This window comes from Butyrivibrio sp., assembly GCF_015056685.1.
GTDB lineage: Bacteria > Bacillota > Clostridia > Lachnospirales > Lachnospiraceae > Butyrivibrio.
Genome location: NZ_SVFW01000012.1, coordinates 64,563 through 81,627, shown reverse-complemented (window position 1 = coordinate 81,627; position 17,065 = coordinate 64,563). Strand labels below are relative to the sequence as shown.

At 37.8% G+C, this 17,065-nt stretch carries 13 protein-coding genes; all 13 read left to right on the top strand.

Annotated elements, in window-relative coordinates; translation table 11 throughout:
* Nucleotides 1-86: 86 nt before the first annotated feature.
* The 13 genes from E7303_RS06220 (at nt 87) to E7303_RS06160 (ending at nt 17,059) form a co-directional block, all read left to right on the top strand.
* Entirely contained in the window at nt 87-1,226 is a 1,140-nt protein-coding gene (locus E7303_RS06220; RefSeq protein WP_330601633.1) for an Hsp70 family protein, read from the top strand.
* 106 nt (nt 1,227-1,332) lie between these two features.
* A complete protein-coding gene (locus E7303_RS06215) occupies nt 1,333-3,708 on the top strand; it encodes a UvrD-helicase domain-containing protein (protein ID WP_292144332.1) in 2,376 nt (791 codons plus the stop codon).
* 11 nt (nt 3,709-3,719) lie between these two features.
* Nucleotides 3,720-6,821: a helicase-related protein gene (locus tag E7303_RS06210; protein ID WP_292144331.1), complete on the top strand. Its 3,102-nt coding sequence runs from the start codon at nt 3,720-3,722 to the stop codon at nt 6,819-6,821.
* 1 nt (nt 6,822) lies between these two features.
* Entirely contained in the window at nt 6,823-8,679 is a 1,857-nt protein-coding gene (gene drmB / locus E7303_RS06205; protein WP_292144330.1) for a DUF1998 domain-containing protein, read from the top strand.
* Nucleotides 8,680-8,891: 212 nt separating this feature from the next.
* Complete coding sequence (locus E7303_RS06200) at nt 8,892-9,353, top strand: Lrp/AsnC family transcriptional regulator (protein ID WP_292144329.1); 462 nt, start codon at nt 8,892-8,894, stop codon at nt 9,351-9,353.
* Nucleotides 9,331-9,615 (top strand): hypothetical protein, encoded by a 285-nt coding sequence (locus E7303_RS06195; RefSeq protein ID WP_292144328.1) that lies wholly within the window; start codon nt 9,331-9,333, stop codon nt 9,613-9,615. Before E7303_RS06200 ends, E7303_RS06195 begins: the two co-directional genes overlap by 23 nt.
* Nucleotides 9,616-9,852: 237 nt before the next feature.
* Nucleotides 9,853-10,197, top strand: coding sequence for a hypothetical protein (locus E7303_RS06190; RefSeq protein ID WP_292144327.1), 345 nt, complete (start codon nt 9,853-9,855; stop codon nt 10,195-10,197).
* A gap of 141 nt (nt 10,198-10,338) precedes the next feature.
* The gene (locus E7303_RS06185) at nt 10,339-10,674 is read left to right on the top strand and encodes a hypothetical protein (protein WP_292144326.1); all 336 of its coding nucleotides are present in this window, start codon (nt 10,339-10,341) and stop codon (nt 10,672-10,674) included.
* Nucleotides 10,675-10,939: 265 nt separating this feature from the next.
* On the top strand, nt 10,940-11,284 hold the full coding sequence (locus E7303_RS06180; protein ID WP_292144325.1) for a hypothetical protein: 345 nt from the start codon (nt 10,940-10,942) through the stop codon (nt 11,282-11,284).
* 18 nt (nt 11,285-11,302) lie between these two features.
* On the top strand, nt 11,303-12,307 hold the full coding sequence (locus E7303_RS06175) for a type II TA system antitoxin MqsA family protein (RefSeq protein WP_292144324.1): 1,005 nt from the start codon (nt 11,303-11,305) through the stop codon (nt 12,305-12,307).
* Between the two features lie 622 nt (nt 12,308-12,929).
* On the top strand, nt 12,930-13,580 hold the full coding sequence (locus tag E7303_RS06170; protein WP_292144323.1) for a 3'-5' exonuclease: 651 nt from the start codon (nt 12,930-12,932) through the stop codon (nt 13,578-13,580).
* Nucleotides 13,581-13,813: 233 nt separating this feature from the next.
* A complete protein-coding gene (locus E7303_RS06165; protein ID WP_292144322.1) occupies nt 13,814-16,207 on the top strand; it encodes a M48 family metallopeptidase in 2,394 nt (797 codons plus the stop codon).
* Nucleotides 16,208-16,219: 12 nt separating this feature from the next.
* The gene (locus tag E7303_RS06160) at nt 16,220-17,059 is read left to right on the top strand and encodes a hypothetical protein (protein WP_292144321.1); all 840 of its coding nucleotides are present in this window, start codon (nt 16,220-16,222) and stop codon (nt 17,057-17,059) included.
* Nucleotides 17,060-17,065 lie beyond the last annotated feature (6 nt).

The following is a 17,065-nucleotide window of genomic DNA, read 5'->3' as shown; positions in this document are numbered from 1 at the left end:
CAACGTAAGCTCTATGAGCTTATGGGAGTACCTGTCCCGACATAATCCTTGGTATAAAATGACGGGACTTTAGGTTAAAAGATGAAATAGCAAGAAAAAATATTGAAGCTGACAGTGTAGTTATGGCGGTACCTGTTGGCTTTTCGCCATTAAAGAAGATGAAGCTACGTGAGGCAGCTCAAAATGCTGGAATAGAGATAGAAACTTTTATAAGTGAGCCTACTGCTGCACTTGTGAGTAATTATCCACAGATGCGCATGTTTAAAAATGTAGCAGTGTTTGACTGGGGCGGTGGAACATTAGATGTAGCTATTTTGCATATTGAGGATGGACGTGTTGAAGAGATTACTACAGATGGCATGAATTTAGCTGGAGACAACATAGATCGTAAGATAGCTGAGCAAATGCATAAAAAGTATTGCCTTAAAAAGGGCGTATCAAAGTCATTCAACCAGGTTGATGCAAAGTCAAAAGATAGACTAATTGTAAAGAGCGAAGCTGCAAAAATAGATCTTAGCGAAGGCGCAGAAGTAGCACGCATTATGGTCCCAAATTACGATAACAGTGGTGTATTCATGGAATCGATAGAATATGAGCTGTTTGAACAATTGGTAGAACTAGACGTTAAAGAGGCAATAAATTGCTTAAATCGTGCTATAGAAAAGGCAAATCTAAATAAGGCAAATATTGATGCGGTTTTATGTGTTGGTGGTTCAAGTAGATTAAAGCCTTTTAGAGAAAAGGTTACAGAATTATTTGGTGAAGAAAAAGTAATTTATCCAAAGAAAGTAATGTGGAATATTGCTGAAGGTGCAGCAATTGTTAGTATGTCAAATACTGCAGGCGGTTATGGTATGAATCAGGATATTGGACTGATTCTTAGTAATGGCACGTTCTATCCGCTTCTCAGAAAAGGCCAAAGAATTCCATGCAAGGAGAAAAAGATTAATTTTGCTTCTGTTACAGATGAAAAATCGGTAAGATTTTTGATTACTGATGCTGAGGATCCTTCGAAGCGAACTTTTGAAGAGCCCGTTGTGATCGAGAGAGAAGGTCAGGGATTCATGAGCGAACAATTTGAAGTTTCATGTTTTGTTGATCCAGATTTGCTATTTAGATTCAGAGTTAGAAGTACGGAGTTCATGAGAAATTACCTTTATATGTGGACGTACAATAAACTCAGCATTTACTACCAGATAGAAGGTGACACAGTTGGAGAAGAGTAATATTTTTTTTGCAACAAACACATTCAACTATGGCGGCTTTTATACCGGAGATGCTAAGAATAAGTTTAATGACACCAAAGGCGACACTACCTTTTTCCGCCAAGTAATGGATTACGATGCACTTATTAAACTGAGAAATTTCCCCAAAATGAGAGGTACTCTTAACTCAAATTATTACACTGCTCATATAAGCCAAGTGAGAGTTTTGGACCCCAATTTTGCTTCCGTAATGCTTTCTAATAGAAAGATAGATCCTGTTATTGAAGCGGAGAATAAAAAACTTGACGCTGAATATGGATATCCAGAGAACAATGATTACTATCCTTTGCTTGAAGAAATAGTAATAAATAATAAAGAAGTTTCCTACGCTGATGAAATGCTGGGAAAATGGCTTAAAACAGGCCAGGGATTGGATGAATCAGAATCAAAAGAGAATCCTTTTGGACTATTCATAAAGCAAAAAGTTGAGGAAGAGCTTTCTGCAGATACAGTAAGTCCTAGCGAAACAGGATTTGATGAAATTGCTGATAATGATCCCTACTATTATCTGTATGAAGAAGCAGCCGGTAAGAAGAAAAAAAGCTCCGAGGATATTGATAAGGCTAGGTTATATGAAGAAAAGTACGGAAGTATCTTTAAGGCATTTAGAGAGGTTTCGCAGGAGGAAATTATACAAGCGCCTGTTGAACAATACTCTTTTGTAAATGCTGGTCCTGGAACAGGTAAAACATATACACTTATGAAAAAAATGATGTATATGATGAATGATCTTGAAGTGGATCCTGAAGGCATCCTGGTACTTTGTTTTACTAATGCCGCTGTAAATGAAATTAAGGCGAGAATAAAAAAGTATTCTGAGGAAGAAGGAGAAAGGTCTTTCATAAATGTAGACGTGAGAACGTTCCATTCGTTTTCTTGGCTACTTATAAGTCAGGCAAATGAAGCTTTTCATGATCGACCTAATTACACATACATAGATATTAGTAAGCTTAATTATGATGAAAGCATAAGAAAAGCTACGGGCATAATTAAGAAGTTTGGCTCTGAAGTATTTGGCGGATGTCAGCACTTGATAGTGGATGAGATTCAAGATCTTACAGATGAACGAGGGTATCTTGTAATTGCTATGGTTGAGGAGTGCATAAAAAATGGAGTAGGTATAACTGTATTGGGAGACTCCTGCCAGGCGATATACGACTATTCAGATGACGACACTTTATATGAACTAAAATCTGACAAGTTCTATAAATACATGTTTTCTAAGTTCTTTGATGTTGGTGAGTTTTATAGACTTGATAAGAACCATAGACAAAGTGCAGATTTGATTAAAGTGACACAGCCATTAAGAACAGCAATTCTTGATACTAAAGTTGAAGGAAAGAAAGCTGCAGTTAGAGATGCGATTGCTCTTTTGAAAAAGGTTATTCCGCAGATTACAACAGGCTCATTATCTACTAAAATAACCAGTTCTATGATCAAGGAGCTAAAGGAAGAAGGAACAGTATGTTTGATGTGCAGAAATAATGCACAGGTATTGTCTACTTCTTCAAATCTTCGTAAAAGAGGAATAAAGCATGTAGTAAATGCGTATAACGAATTTGAATATTTGTCAGCTTGGATAGGCAAGGTGTTTAGTCTGTTCACAAAGGAAATAATTACAGTCGATGAATTTGTTGATATATGTAGTAGAAATAAGATTTCTATTGATTGCGAAAGTGTTTGGGAAAGACTACAAGAGCTGATTGGTAGTCAAAACAATGTATTAAAGGTTGAAGAAGTTCTTAAGTCAGTTGCGAAATCAAAGGTTGATGATCCAATATTTAGAAATATTCCTAATGAAAAACTTATTGTTTCAAACATACATAAATCCAAAGGACGTGAATATGAAAATGTTGTGGTTGAAAGCAAATTTGTAAATCGATTAGTTAATGAGTCTACAACATTTAAGAGCATACAGGAATATTTAGAAGAGGCAAAGACTTTGTATGTTGCTGTGACAAGACCCAAAACGGGTTTGTATTTCAACTCATTAGCGACAACAGATGTTTCAATGAAAATTATTAGAAAAACAAACAGAAAGCGCTGGGTTAGAGGTGATGGAAGTAATCTAAAAACCATAGAGGTTAGAGCCCTTTCTGACGCTAATATAGATTCGTTCAATACTCTGGATATACAGGCATATATTATCAGCAATGTACATGAAGGGGATGAGATTAAGCTTGTAATGGACAGGTATTCAAGCAGTGTAATGTATAACATAGTGCATATATCTGTTAGCGGAGAACGAGTTATTGGTAAAGTTACAGATGATTTTATAGAGGACGTAGATGCAATAATTACGCCTTATAATTCGCCATGGCCGAGGCGTATAACAGATTTATACGTGTCAGGAATCCATACGCAGATAAGTGAAGATTATAAACATGCATGGTGTTGGGTTGATTTTTGTGGCTTAGGTGCAGGACACACAGACGTTTACTAAGGAGATTTGTCTTGGATTATACGAAGTATTATGAGGCTAGAGGATATTTGAAGGAAATCCTTGAGAAGGATTTGCTGGGGCCGTTATCAGAAGATGAAATTATAAATGATTATCCAATTTCATACTATGTTGTGGGGAAACTATACCCGCAGGAATGTAGGTATTCTTTAGAACGGTCAAGTGCCGAGGATATAGGAGATGCAGAAGATGAACAGGTCATTGGACTGGATGATGGAAGAGTGCCATCATCCATGGGGATTTCATTTGCATTAAATCATGATGCGAATGAGTTTATGTTTTCTGTTACAGCGGCGAACTATATCGCAGAAGAGAAAACTGATGAAGAAAGTAAGAAGACTTTATGGAAAAGACAACCTATATCATTAAAAAATGTTTCTATCAATGTTAGCGAGCTTTTTTCTAAGAAAAGGTTGGAGTTTGAGGTATCTGAAGGTTTAAAGCTAATAATTCAAGTTCATAAGGTCTATACCGATGGTAGTAGAACTATAACGGCATCGTTAATAAACACTTTCAAGCAAAGCCCTAAGGAGTCGAGAGCGTGGGTTAATCACCATACTTTTTTTCAACCTGAAATAGTTGTTACTGGCAAAAAGGATAGCTTTTCGGATATAAGAAAGACAGTATCCATAAATAGGAATAGAGACAATATTGAGATGGAAATGCTTTATTCAAAGCATAGAAACTATGTTACAGGTCATGGGTGTGCAGCTGATTATTATGAGAATGGCACAGATATTGAGATCAAGACTCTGATCCTTCCTTTTTATGAATTGAATCTTATGATGCCGGCGCAGAATAAGCACAGTAAAGTATTGTCAATGAAATACTTGTCAGGATTGAGCAAAAAAGATTTAATAGCTGAGCTTTTGGAATGGATAAGCGATTATAAGCAATGGATTGATCATAATAGAAAATCAATTGGTATTTTAAGTAATGAATTCCAAGCATGCGCTAACGAGAACTTGGATAAGTGCGCAGCTACGTTTGATGTAATTGTTAAATCAATAGAGTGTTTCAATGATGACATAATATATAGAGCATTTATTTATGCAAATGAGGCTATGTATCTTCAGAGGCGTCAAACTCTGGGTATAAAGAATCTTCAGATAGATGAAGAGATGATTAGATGGTATCCTTTCCAGTTGGCATTCTTCCTTCAGGAGATAATTTCTTTTGCGGAGCCTTCTTCAGAAGAGAGGAAAAATGTCGATCTATTATGGTTTCCAACAGGTGGAGGCAAAACGGAAGCTTATTTGGGAATTGCTGCATTTGTTATTTTTTTGAGAAGGCTAAAAAATACTGCATGTGGCTCGGGAGTGGCTATCATTATGAGATATACGTTGAGACTGTTGACATTTCAGCAGTTTGAACGTGCATCAGCTATGATATGTGCGTGTGAGTTATTGCGGAAAAAATATAAATTGGGTGGCGAGGAGATATCAATTGGCCTATGGGCAGGAAAAGCTTTAACACCTAATAGTATAGAGATGGCAGGGAAGATCCTTGACGGCTTTTCAGACCCGGAAAATGAGAGCAGCAATCCAAGACAGCTTGAGAAGTGTCCTTGGTGTGGAACTCCATTGGAGAGAGAAAACTACAGTTGTGATCAGTCTGCCAAGAGAATGCATATTAGATGTAGTAACAGGAAATGTGAATTCTCACAGGGACTACCAGTTCACTTAATTGATGAATCAATTTATAAGTATAGACCGACATTTTTAATAGCAACTGTAGATAAGTTTGCACAGGTAGCGCAAAGAGAGCAGACCTTTTCACTATTTGGAAGGGATAGTAAAGATATGCCTCCTGAACTTATTATCCAAGATGAACTTCATCTTATTTCTGGACCGTTAGGAACTATAACTGGAATATATGAGGCTGCTTTTAGCAGAATGTGCACATATAAAGGGATAAGAGCTAAGGTAATAGCATCGACAGCAACAATTAAAAATGCAGCAGATCAGATTAATTCATTGTATGGAGCTAATTATACACAGTTCCCTCCTCAAGGAATTGATGCAGATGATTCTTTCTTTGCAGTCAAGTCATCTCGTGATGAAAAACCATCAAGACTATATATGGGATGCATGGGATCTGGTACAAGTAATACATTGATAATGGTTAGAATAATGGCTGCGTTATTATATGCGAGTCGTTATCTTGAATCATTAGGATATGATGAGGAAATAATAGATTCATTCTGGACAATCACAAGTTATTTCAATACCCTTCGAGAGCTTGGTGGAGCAATTGTGAGGGTGATTGATAATGTCCAGGATAGATTTGCTTATCTTCGTGAGACAAAATTGAAAGATCAGTATCCTATTGAGGGTGGCCAGATTCGATATGACAATTATATTGAGCTGACTAGTCGTGAGAAGAGTGAAAATATCGGAAGAATTATTCAAAAAGACATACTTATAAAATACAGTAAGAAAAAGGATGTAATGCCTTATGATTTCATTTTGTCATCCAATATGATTTCAGTAGGTATAGATATAGCTAGATTGAACTCTATGATTATGGTTGGTCAACCCAAAACTACTGCCGAGTATATTCAGGCAACAAGTAGAGTTGGAAGAGAAACTCCTGGTTTTGTGTTTACCCAGTACTATCATTCACGGTCTCGTGATAAATCGCATTTTGAGCAATTTTGCCAATACCATGAAGCATTTTATAAGTATGTCGAGGCAACGAGCGTAACACCTTTCGCTGAGAGATCACGCGATAGGGCATTGCATACGCTGTATATAATGCTTTGCAGGTATTATATTCCGGAGTTGACAGATAATAAATCAGCAGGAAAGTACAATCGTAGAATAGCTGGATTGCAAGAAGTTAAGTCTTACATTTTTGATTATGTAAATACTGTTGATCCAGATGAGCTTGAGAATGTTCAAGAAGAGATTGATGATATTGAGATTGAGTGGGAGAGTATGGCGAAGAGAAACCCTGATTTAACCTACCGAAAGGTACCTTTCCAAAAAGAAGAAGCTCTATTCTCTGAAGATTATGAGGAGGACAGCAGGTTTAGAGTCCTAAATTCTATGAGAAGTGTTGAGACATCAGTACAAGTCATAACGAGGGAATGATATGGCATTTAAAATAAGACCCAAGAATAATGATAGTAATACAGTAAAATCATATTTTAAAATTGCCGGTGAGGTTAGGAAATCACAGAGTATAACAATATATGGCCCAGGAGCTCTGATAGATTTTCCTAGGATGAGTGGTATTATAGCTGGAATTGATAATTGGGAAAGCACGTTAGGGAAATACAATTTTAACAAATTGAAGATTCACGAACGCAATTTAGAGCGGATTCTAGGGAAAAAGTATTTTGTTCAGCCTCAAACAAAAGAGGATAAAAAATATACAAATGGAATACTAGTAGAGAAATTTCCGCAGTATTGCTATTGCCCTGAATGCGGGGCTTTGGATAGATACTACAAAATTGAAGAGAAATTGAATAATTCTACTGACTACAACAGAGAATCTATCTGCGGTATGTGTTATCAAAGTAAAGGGAAGAGAAAGATAAAGCTTATCCCATCAAGATTTGTTGTTGCATGCACATGTGGCCATATGGAAGATTTTCCTTATGATGCTTGGGTACATAGAAAGACTGGGAGATGTGCAAATCCAAAGCTTAGTATAGAAATATCGAAAAGATCTAGTAGTCTTGATGGAATAATAATTAAATGCCAATGTGGAGCGAAAGAGTCTCTAGAAGGCGTAATGGATAAAGGGGCATTGTATCAATTTAAATGTTATGGCTCAATGCCTTGGCTTGGAAGAACGGAAGATCTAAAAGGATGGTACTCTGAAATACCCAAAGGAGAATGTTGCAGAGAAGAATTAAGAGTTTTGCAGCGTGGCGCGAATAATGTTTATTATCCTGATATAGTTTCAGCCCTTACTATTCCACCATATAGTTCAAGAATCCAAAGAATGCTAGCGTCTGACATTGATAAGCTTTCAGAATACGCAGAAATGCCAGAAGAACTAAAGAAGGCAAATATTGAATACTATTTCAATAGCAACAAAGACAGGTTTCGATGCGACAAGGATCAGTTTTTACGAGAATTAGATTTTGCATTAGGAATCAATGATGATGGGCATATTGAGCTAAGTGATCTTGCAAAAGGGGAGTATGATGCTCTTTGCGATGAGGACTGTTCGGATCAGGATTTCCTTACAATAGAAGCCGATGTGCCAGAGGAATTTAGAAATTATATCAGTCAGATAAAGATTGTCGGAAGGCTAAGGGAAGTCGAGGTATTGCGAGGTTTCAAGCGAATATCACCAGGCGAAGGCGAATTAGCGCCTCTCTCCAAAAAAGCAATGGATTGGTTCCCAGGAAATGAACTATTCGGTGAAGGCATTTTTATCCGCCTGGCCGAAGACAAAGTTTCAAAATGGGAAAGAATGAATGAGGCGAGGTATGGGGCACTAATCAACCGAGCAAAAGATAATTTCTTTGCTTCAAGAAAAATTCAGGAAGGAAATACGCGCTATATTCTTCTACATACATTGTCACATTTAATTATTCGTGAGCTGACAATGCAGTGTGGATATTCTGCAGCTTCATTGAAAGAAAAGATATATTCGGCGCCAAGTGGAGATAATTCGATGTGTGGTATTTTGGTTTATACTGCATCATCGGATTCTGATGGCAGCCTTGGAGGACTTGCAAGACAAGGAGTAACTGATAAGATGAGGAACATTTTGCTGGATGCCCTTGAAAATGCTTCTTGGTGTTCAAATGATCCTATTTGCATAGATTCAAAGAATCAAGGGTATGCTTCACTTAACTATGCAGGGTGCCATGCATGTGCTTTGTTACCGGAGACAAGTTGTGAATGTTCAAATGTCTTATTAGACAGAGGCGCTATTATTGGTACAACAGATAATGCTCCTTTGGGATACTTTTTTGAATTGTTAGCATAATCGATATGGTTTCTGCTGTTTTTGGTATTACAGTGGATAACTAGTTAATAAGTGAAAGAATAAGTGGAAATAATCTTTTCATATTATATGGTAAAGGTTACGAAATGAAACCTACTGGTTACGTTTCGTAACCTTTACTATTGCGTAAATTTATATCTGTTAATATAATCACGTCATCAGAGTCGACACTGATTTTTTAAGGAGCTAATCACATGGATGAAAAAGATAAGAAAATTTTGAAAATGATCAGAGGCAATGCTCGTATGAGCTACCAGAAAATCGGAGATAAGCTTGGAATATCAAGAGTGGCAGCTAAAAAGAGGGTTACTAAGCTTGAGGATGAAGGAATCATCCGACAGTACAATACCTACATCAAGCGTGATGATGAGATTACGATGCTGATTGATATTATCACTACTCCTGATGGCTTTGACAGAGTATTAGAGTATGTGGCTACCAGAACAGAGAACGTCAGGCAGATCTTCACTACTCTGAAAGAGTATCATATTCATATTGTGGCTGTATCTGATTCATCCCAGCAAATAAACTACATGGCCAAGATAATCAAAAAGGCATGCAAGGATGACATTGAAGAATATCATGCATGCATAGTCAGAGAGGTTATCAAGGATGTGTACGGAGGAATAGAATTTGAACCAAGAGCAGAGGAATAGAATTAAATATGTTGATGAGGGTAGTCGTTGCACATTTGATGGCCTACCGATGCACCCGCATTACAGATACTATCTTGTTTGTGCAGGGTTCAAGAACTTAGTAGAAGTAGAAGAAAAAACTGAACAAGAGTTTAAAGATTTATTAAACAACGGGAAAAAGAAGGACGGATCTCCAATTTCCATATGCTTAGCGGACGTTGGAGGAACAATGGCAGATTTTTTAAAGGAAAGCGGAATTGTTTTTCGAACAGAAAAACAATAATGAAGGAGTGTGTAGATGGCTATAAAAGGAGCGGTTTTAGGCGATATATTAGGAGCGCAGTATGAGTTTGACAGGCCCAAGGATCTTGAGGGAATATCTGCCAAAGGAGCTCTTTGAAATACTGGAAATGTGAAATAAGGTTAATTAGGAACACTAGTTTGTGGATACAGAGGCCTTTTTTGGACACCTGGTATGGCAGAATTGGATTATCCAAAAAAGGAATGGAGAGTGTGAATTATGAAAAGAATAATATTAAGTGTTTTAGTAGCAGTAATGATGATGGTAACGGCGGTAGGAATGACGTCTGTTTCAGTAGAGGCAGCAGGTAAGAAGATAACAACCAGCTATTCATCAAGTAAGAAGAGCTCAAAGAAGAAAACAACAAGCAGCAAGAGCTCATCCAAGAAGAGCAGTTCTAAATCTTCAAAGAAGTCTTATGATTCTTATGACGTACATAATTACAAGTCAGCCCAGGACTTCGCTGATGATAAGTACGAAGAGTTTTATGATTACGAAGATGACTATGAAGATGAAGACGAAGCTTATGATGCAGCTGAAGATTACTGGAATGAGAACTATTGATGATTGGCTAGAAGAAATCCAAATTAAGCGTAAGATTTTTTTAACATGTAAATATATTAAGCCGCTATATTTCCTGAATTGAGAAATGTAGCGGCGTTGTTTTAGGGAGGACCCTTCGGACATTCTCCGAAGGGGTGTGTTATGAAAAAGTATTATTTTGTGGGGCAAGATGAAGTGCAAGGAAAATGTGGTTGGAGCGCTATATTCGGACCTTGGCGGACTCTTTTATTCTTTTTCCAAAAGCGAGGAAAGCTACATAATGCTTTGAAAGAAAATGGCGCGCTTTACGCTTCGTTCAAATATGGCGAAGGAACAACATTCAGAGGTGAGCGAAAGTTTAGTGATTTTACTGAAAAGAGTGTAATACCTCTATTTGAGACTGCAGGTTTTGAAATTGTGAGTAATGATGTTGAATCAGACTCAAGACCCGGGAGAGAGTCTGAAAAATGGGTTAATGTAATCGGAATTGCTCGATGATCATGTGTGGAATTTCTGCTAAGGGAGAAATGAGCGATGAGATAAAACGTGCTCTGGAGAATTGCAAGGGTAGACATACATAAGCAGCCCTCTGGCAATGAACCGGATGCCGGTATTGTCATTTCAGGCTTTCTTTTTAAGCCGATGTATGATAGTGAAATTCTATATGTGTTCTATGCCAAATAAAAAATGCGGTCATATAACCGCATTTTTATTGACGAATAGGATCTGCTGAGTATAATATAAAGTACACGGAGGTGACTGAGTGAGTAATCAAGCGAGCACATCGGACATCTCATCATTCCTTGCTCAGGCTAAAAGGCTAATTGCAGCGGGGGATTATGTATTTGTTCCGAGAGGGAAAAATCTACAAGCCCTATCAGATCATGGACTTACGGTCAAAGATGCAAAAGACGAAATGCTTGGGCTAATGGTTGGAGATTACTTCAAAGGACCTAAGCAAGACTTTGACAAAAGCCAGCCTGGTGATATATGGGAGTTTAAGAAAACTGTTGATGGTGAACAGTTTTATGTGAAATTGAAAATACAAAACCGAAATGGAAAGGATGTCCTCAAATGCCTAAGTTTCCATGAGGATGATTATAGTTAGGCAAAGGAGGTGATGGCAATGATGGATTACTGTGAAGTATGTGAAAGAGAAGTTGAAACGAAGATAATTACTCGGAATCAGGTCTTTAATGTATGTGGAGAAGACGTTGAAATCGCAGCAAAGGTGATGATATGTGCTGAATGTGGCGAAGAACTATTCAATGAGGAACTTGATTCGGCGACACTCATCGATGCCTACAATGAGTACAGACGGAGACATAAGCTTCTTCTTCCGGAAGAAATAAGAAAGATAAGAGAGCAGTATGGCCTTAGCCAGAGAAGCTTTGCAAAGCTTTTAAATTGGGGAGATAAGACTATTCGCAGATATGAAAACGGTGCTGTTCAGGATCGAGCGCATAATAGCTTGCTTCTGTTCTTACGCGAGCCGGAAAATATGCGTACCTATCTTACTGAGAATGAAGTAGCTCTTGACGAAAAGCAGATAGCCAGATTACTTGAGACTGTCGAAAAACTGGAGCAAGATACAGATTTTAGAGTTGAAAGACGCTATTTTGATTTGTTCTTTTCTAAAATTCCATGTGAAGAAAATGGCTTTAAAGGGTTTGATTATGAAAAGCTCTGTGCGATGGTTTTGTTTTTTGCGCATAAAAGCGCGGGATTGCTAAAAACAAAACTAATGAAACTGCTCAATTATTCGGATATGATTTTCTATAAAGAAAATGGATTGTCTATCTCTGGTTTAAAGTATGCGCATCTTCCTTATGGGCCTGTACCCGACAATTTTGACATGATTTTGGGTAAAATGGCAGCAGATCATATCGCTCATATTGAAGTTCTTTATGACGGAGCGTATGAAAATCATCAGGTTGTTGCCGAATGTGATGTTCCTGAAGGAACTCTCTCAGATGAAGAAATAGAAGTTCTTGAACGTATATATGAGAAGTTTAAGAACTTCGGATCAGTAGAGATATCCAACTATTCTCATAGAGAGAAGGGATATAATGCTACAAAAACAGGACAGATTATTTCTTATGCATATGCGATGGATATTCAGCTGAACTAACAGGTAATGTCAGAATAAACGGCCCTCCGGTGATGAACCGGTAGGCCGCTATTTTCTTATCAGTCCTTTTTATAAAAATCGGTTTCGTAGCCGTCGTCACGGAGCAGGATGTCCGGCATCCATTCCGGAGATATGCCCATCTGCTTACAGATAGCATTAAGGTCAAGATGAAGACGAAGACGAAGCTTATGATGCAGCTGAAGATTACTGGAATGATAATTATTGATGCTTGGCTAGAAGGAATCCAAATTAAGCGAAAGTTTTTTTACATGTAAATATATTAAGCCGCTATATTTCCTGAATTGAGAAATGTAGCGGCGTTGTTTTAGGGAGGACCCTTCGGACATTCTCCGAAGGGGTGTGTGTTATGAAAAAGTATTATTTTGTGGGGGTCAAGAAGTTGTGTTCTTCTTGATGTCTTTATATTAAGGTTTGAACTTTAATTGAAATTAAAAATGTTATGAAAGAATTATGAAACTGGGATTATGAAGCTAATATTTTGGGGATAACATTTTGAGAATGCTAGGAACATTAGTTTGTGGATGCAGAGACCTTTTTGGGACACCTGGTATGGCAGAATTGGATTATCAGAAAATCCACATAAGCAGAGAGGAAAGTTCCTATGAAATACGCAGTAGTAGATCTTGAGATGTGTTATGTACCAAAGGGATATAGAAAGTTTGGCTATAAGTATCGCCAGGAGACAATTCAGATAGGTGCGGTACTTCTTGACGAAGACTATGAGGTTATTGATGAATTCAATACTTATGTAAAACCTGAATATGGCTGTATTGATAGTTTTATCGAGAATCTTACAGGAATATCTCAGAACGATGTAGCTGATGCGCCATGTTTTGAAGATGCATTGGAAATGTTCCTGGATTGGCTCCCTGCAGATGATGTCAGATGCGTATCCTGGAGCAATTCAGATCCTAAGCAGATTATCCATGAAGCTTTTGAAAAGGGCATACAGGATGAACGGCTTGAGATTATCTTTGCTAACTGGATTGATTGCCAGAAGACCTTCGGGCAGAAGATGGATAGAAAGAAATCCTACAGCCTTGAAGAAGCTCTTTTCATCTCAAACATAGCTCCTGAAGGCAGAGCACATGATGGATTGGTTGATGCAGCTAATACTGCAGTTCTTTTTACAAAGCTGGAGACAGATCCTGATTATAGACTCAATGAATACTACGAAGCTGCAAGAAAAGAAGATATTGATCATCTGAGCTTTAGTATGGGAGATCTTTTTGATGGAATAGTGCTTGCGTGATGAGATATGAGCAACATGTCCCACCTTTTTGGTGGGGATATGTTGCTTTTGTGACTGTTAAAATAAATCGAAAGATTACGCAGGGTAATCAAATAGTAATTTGAACAGGGTCAGCTGTAAATTTACTATTCTTTTAATAGATATTTGATAAATGTTTTTGGGGCACCGTGATACAATTAAATTGGTGTGTTATGTGGCATTAAAGCTGACAAAAGCATGTTATGGAGGGTTATATGGGATACAGTCCGGATGCGTATAGGCATAATTTAGATCAAAGGGCATTTGAAATGCTCAATTCATTCCCTAAATTTGTAAAACTGTGTGAAGCGTATAATGCAAATTTTAGCGAGATTATTGCTAAGATTGGCAATATGTCAGATCTTATCAGGTTAAGTGAAAATCAGATTCCTGAAGTCTATAATCTTTTACCACCTATTTGTGAAAAGCTTGGTATAGAAATACCGGAGTTTTATTATGAAGAGTCAAAAGAAATGAATGCATGTACTGGAGGTACCACTAAGCCATTCATTAAAGTTTCTTCTGAACTTGTGGAAAAATGTTCACCAGAACAGATTTCAAGTGTACTTGCACATGAATGCGGACATATCGCTTGTAAGCATACTTTGTATCATTCTATGGCGGGATACTTGATAAATGGTATGGAGAATAGTCCCCTATCAGGTATACCTGGAGTTAGGAAGTACCTGACTCAGAATCTTGTAAAGGCATTGTTGTTCTGGGATAGATGCAGTGAGTTATCTGCGGATAGAGCTGCTGTTTTATGTGATAGCACTCCTGATGTTTTTGTAGATACTCTTTTAAAAATCAGAGGGTATGGAGATAATATAAATCGCGATGAATTCATGAAACAGGCCTTGGATCTTAAGGACTTCCTTAACGATAACAAGTCTGCCAAGGTTATAGATGAGATGATGCATCAGTGGAACAGTCATCCTACATTGGCTACCAGAGCTTATGAGTGCTATGAGTGGTCAAATAGCGATGCGTTTAAGCAGATACTGGCAGGAACCTATATGCCGGTAAAAGAGGAGAAGCTGGAAGAAAAGGAAATTGTTGCAGCTGAGTTGAATGTAACAGGCTCTAAGGACATTCCGATAAATGTACTGAATTATCCTGCTGGATTCGATGTGGATGCTGAATTAGATCGTGTTAACAAAGAATTGGAAAGATATACAATCAATGCTGATAAATCTGATTATGCATTTGCGGTGTTCAGTGGACTTTGTACGGGAATGTTAGATGCGTTGCTCATAGGCCAATGCACAATAACTCCCGAAGGTATGGGAATTAATCATGAGCAGATAAATAGATTTATCCAAAAGTATGCAGAAGAGAGAGGGGCAGGAAAGAAGCATCTGGCTGAAGCAATAGCGTATCTAGAGGAGGAATTTAAGGTCCCTAATGATAATGTTTGGAAGGGAAAGGGATTTTTGGTTACACCTAAAAATCACCATTTGGCAGATCTTGCACACCATCCCACTCCATTGGGACTTATGGCATCAGTCGTAGCCCAGGTATTAAGAATTGGAATATTTGTTAACAGAGAGGGAGAGTGGCATATTGAGCCTTTAGATGTGTCGGTTGATGGCATTATTGAAAAATTGACTCCTGCAGTAATGACAGGCGTGTTGAATTGGCTTGTAGCTTTGGCTGAGAAGACGTATGAAGATGAGACAGAGGAGGAGATACCTAAAGCTCTTCATAGATTGATACATTTGGTAGCTTCAACACCAATAATAATTGAAATTGCTAAGTGTGCAGATAAATGGTTTGGGCATTTGGTTAGTGATGTTGGAGGATCAAAAAATACTGCAGGTGGTGGAATGGGAATCCCTGGGATATTTGTATCACTTCTGCATGAAATATCAGGACTTCCGGGGCTCAAGGATAGTGGACTTCCGGCATTTGTAAATGATTTGTATGTGAATCGGAAATGGGATTTTCGCCATGAATTGTCCATTTATAAAAATTTAGGTAAGCAGGCATTGCCGGTGGCATTTAATGAGATCTATTTGAGATTCGGATATTTCTTATCGCACCTTGCAGGGGAGATAGGAGAGTTTGGAGTTAAGAATATACATTGGAACAGGATTATGCCTTTTGGCAATCGAACAGTCGACAGGATGATGATGATTGCTAGTATGACATTTACTATGGCGGATACAGCAGATGCAGCAGTACATGCGGCTGTTGAGTCATGCGGAAATTGGGTATTATTCTCAGGAGCATTTGTAACAAGGTTTAATTATGTGGGCGCGGGAAGAGCTGCGATTGCAATCGTGAAAGAAGTCTCAAATGAGAAGAAGGAAGCTGAGCTGATTCATGAGAAACTTCTTCTTACTGAGGCAAAGACAGTTGATGTTATTCAGAAGATGAATGACTACAGGAATGCTTTGGAGCAAAGAGTTTCAGATTATCTTGCCGAAGATTTGGAAGGTTTCTTGGCAGGATTTGATCTGATGAAACAGGGCTTGAAGAGTGGTGATTCAGATTTAGTTATAAAAGGCAATGTAGTAATACAAAGAGTTCTTGGTAGAGAACCACAGTTTACTAACCAGAAAGAATTTGATGAACTGATGGAATCTGATGAAGCAATTATATTCTAAGCGAGGATAATCATGGAAAAGAAAGATTTAGGCGGATTATTAAAAGGTAAGCTGCAAGGGGCAGCAGATACTGTAAAAAACACAGTAAAGGATGCAAAGATTCCAGAAGTGAAAATACCTGATATAAAGAAGCCGGATATTAAAATTCCGGACTTTAAAGTGCCTGATCAGGTAAAAAATGTATTTAAGAAATCTGAGAATGAAACAAAGGAAACAACTGCAGAAGAAATGGAAGCTGCGGCTAAAAAAGAGGCTGAAATAAAGGAAGCGAAGCTTAGCAAATCAGAGATTCAGATAGTTAAAGCTGTATCTCCGGTAAATGCTGTAAAGATCTTCTATTACCTTATGGCAGCTGATGGAAATATTGGCAATTCTGAGATTGAAAGATTTGAACTTGTCGGACAAGAGCTTGATCAGGATTTTTCGGAGCATAAGGAACATATTGAGAAAGTGTGCAAGGAACAGCTTGATAAGGTGATAGATAAAGATGACTATTATGATGTTGTTCAGGATGGAGTTGAAGAGGCACTTTTATCAAAGCAGGAATCTGATAAGGGATTTGTTCCTGCGAAATTGCTTGTATGGGATCTTCTGACCATAGCTTATAGTGATGAGAAATATGTGGAAGAAGAAAGAAAACTTCTGAAATACATTGTACGTAAGGTAGATATTCCAAAAGATGTATTCCTTGAGATGGAGAGCAGTTACTTGTCAGTTACTGATATTCAAAAGGAGCTTGATTGGATTAAGTCTACAGACAGGCCATATTTGGAAATAGACAAACAGGTTAAAGAATTAGAGAGACGTCAGAATGCTATTTATGAGAGTGTTAAAGCTCTTATTTATCTATAAATTGGA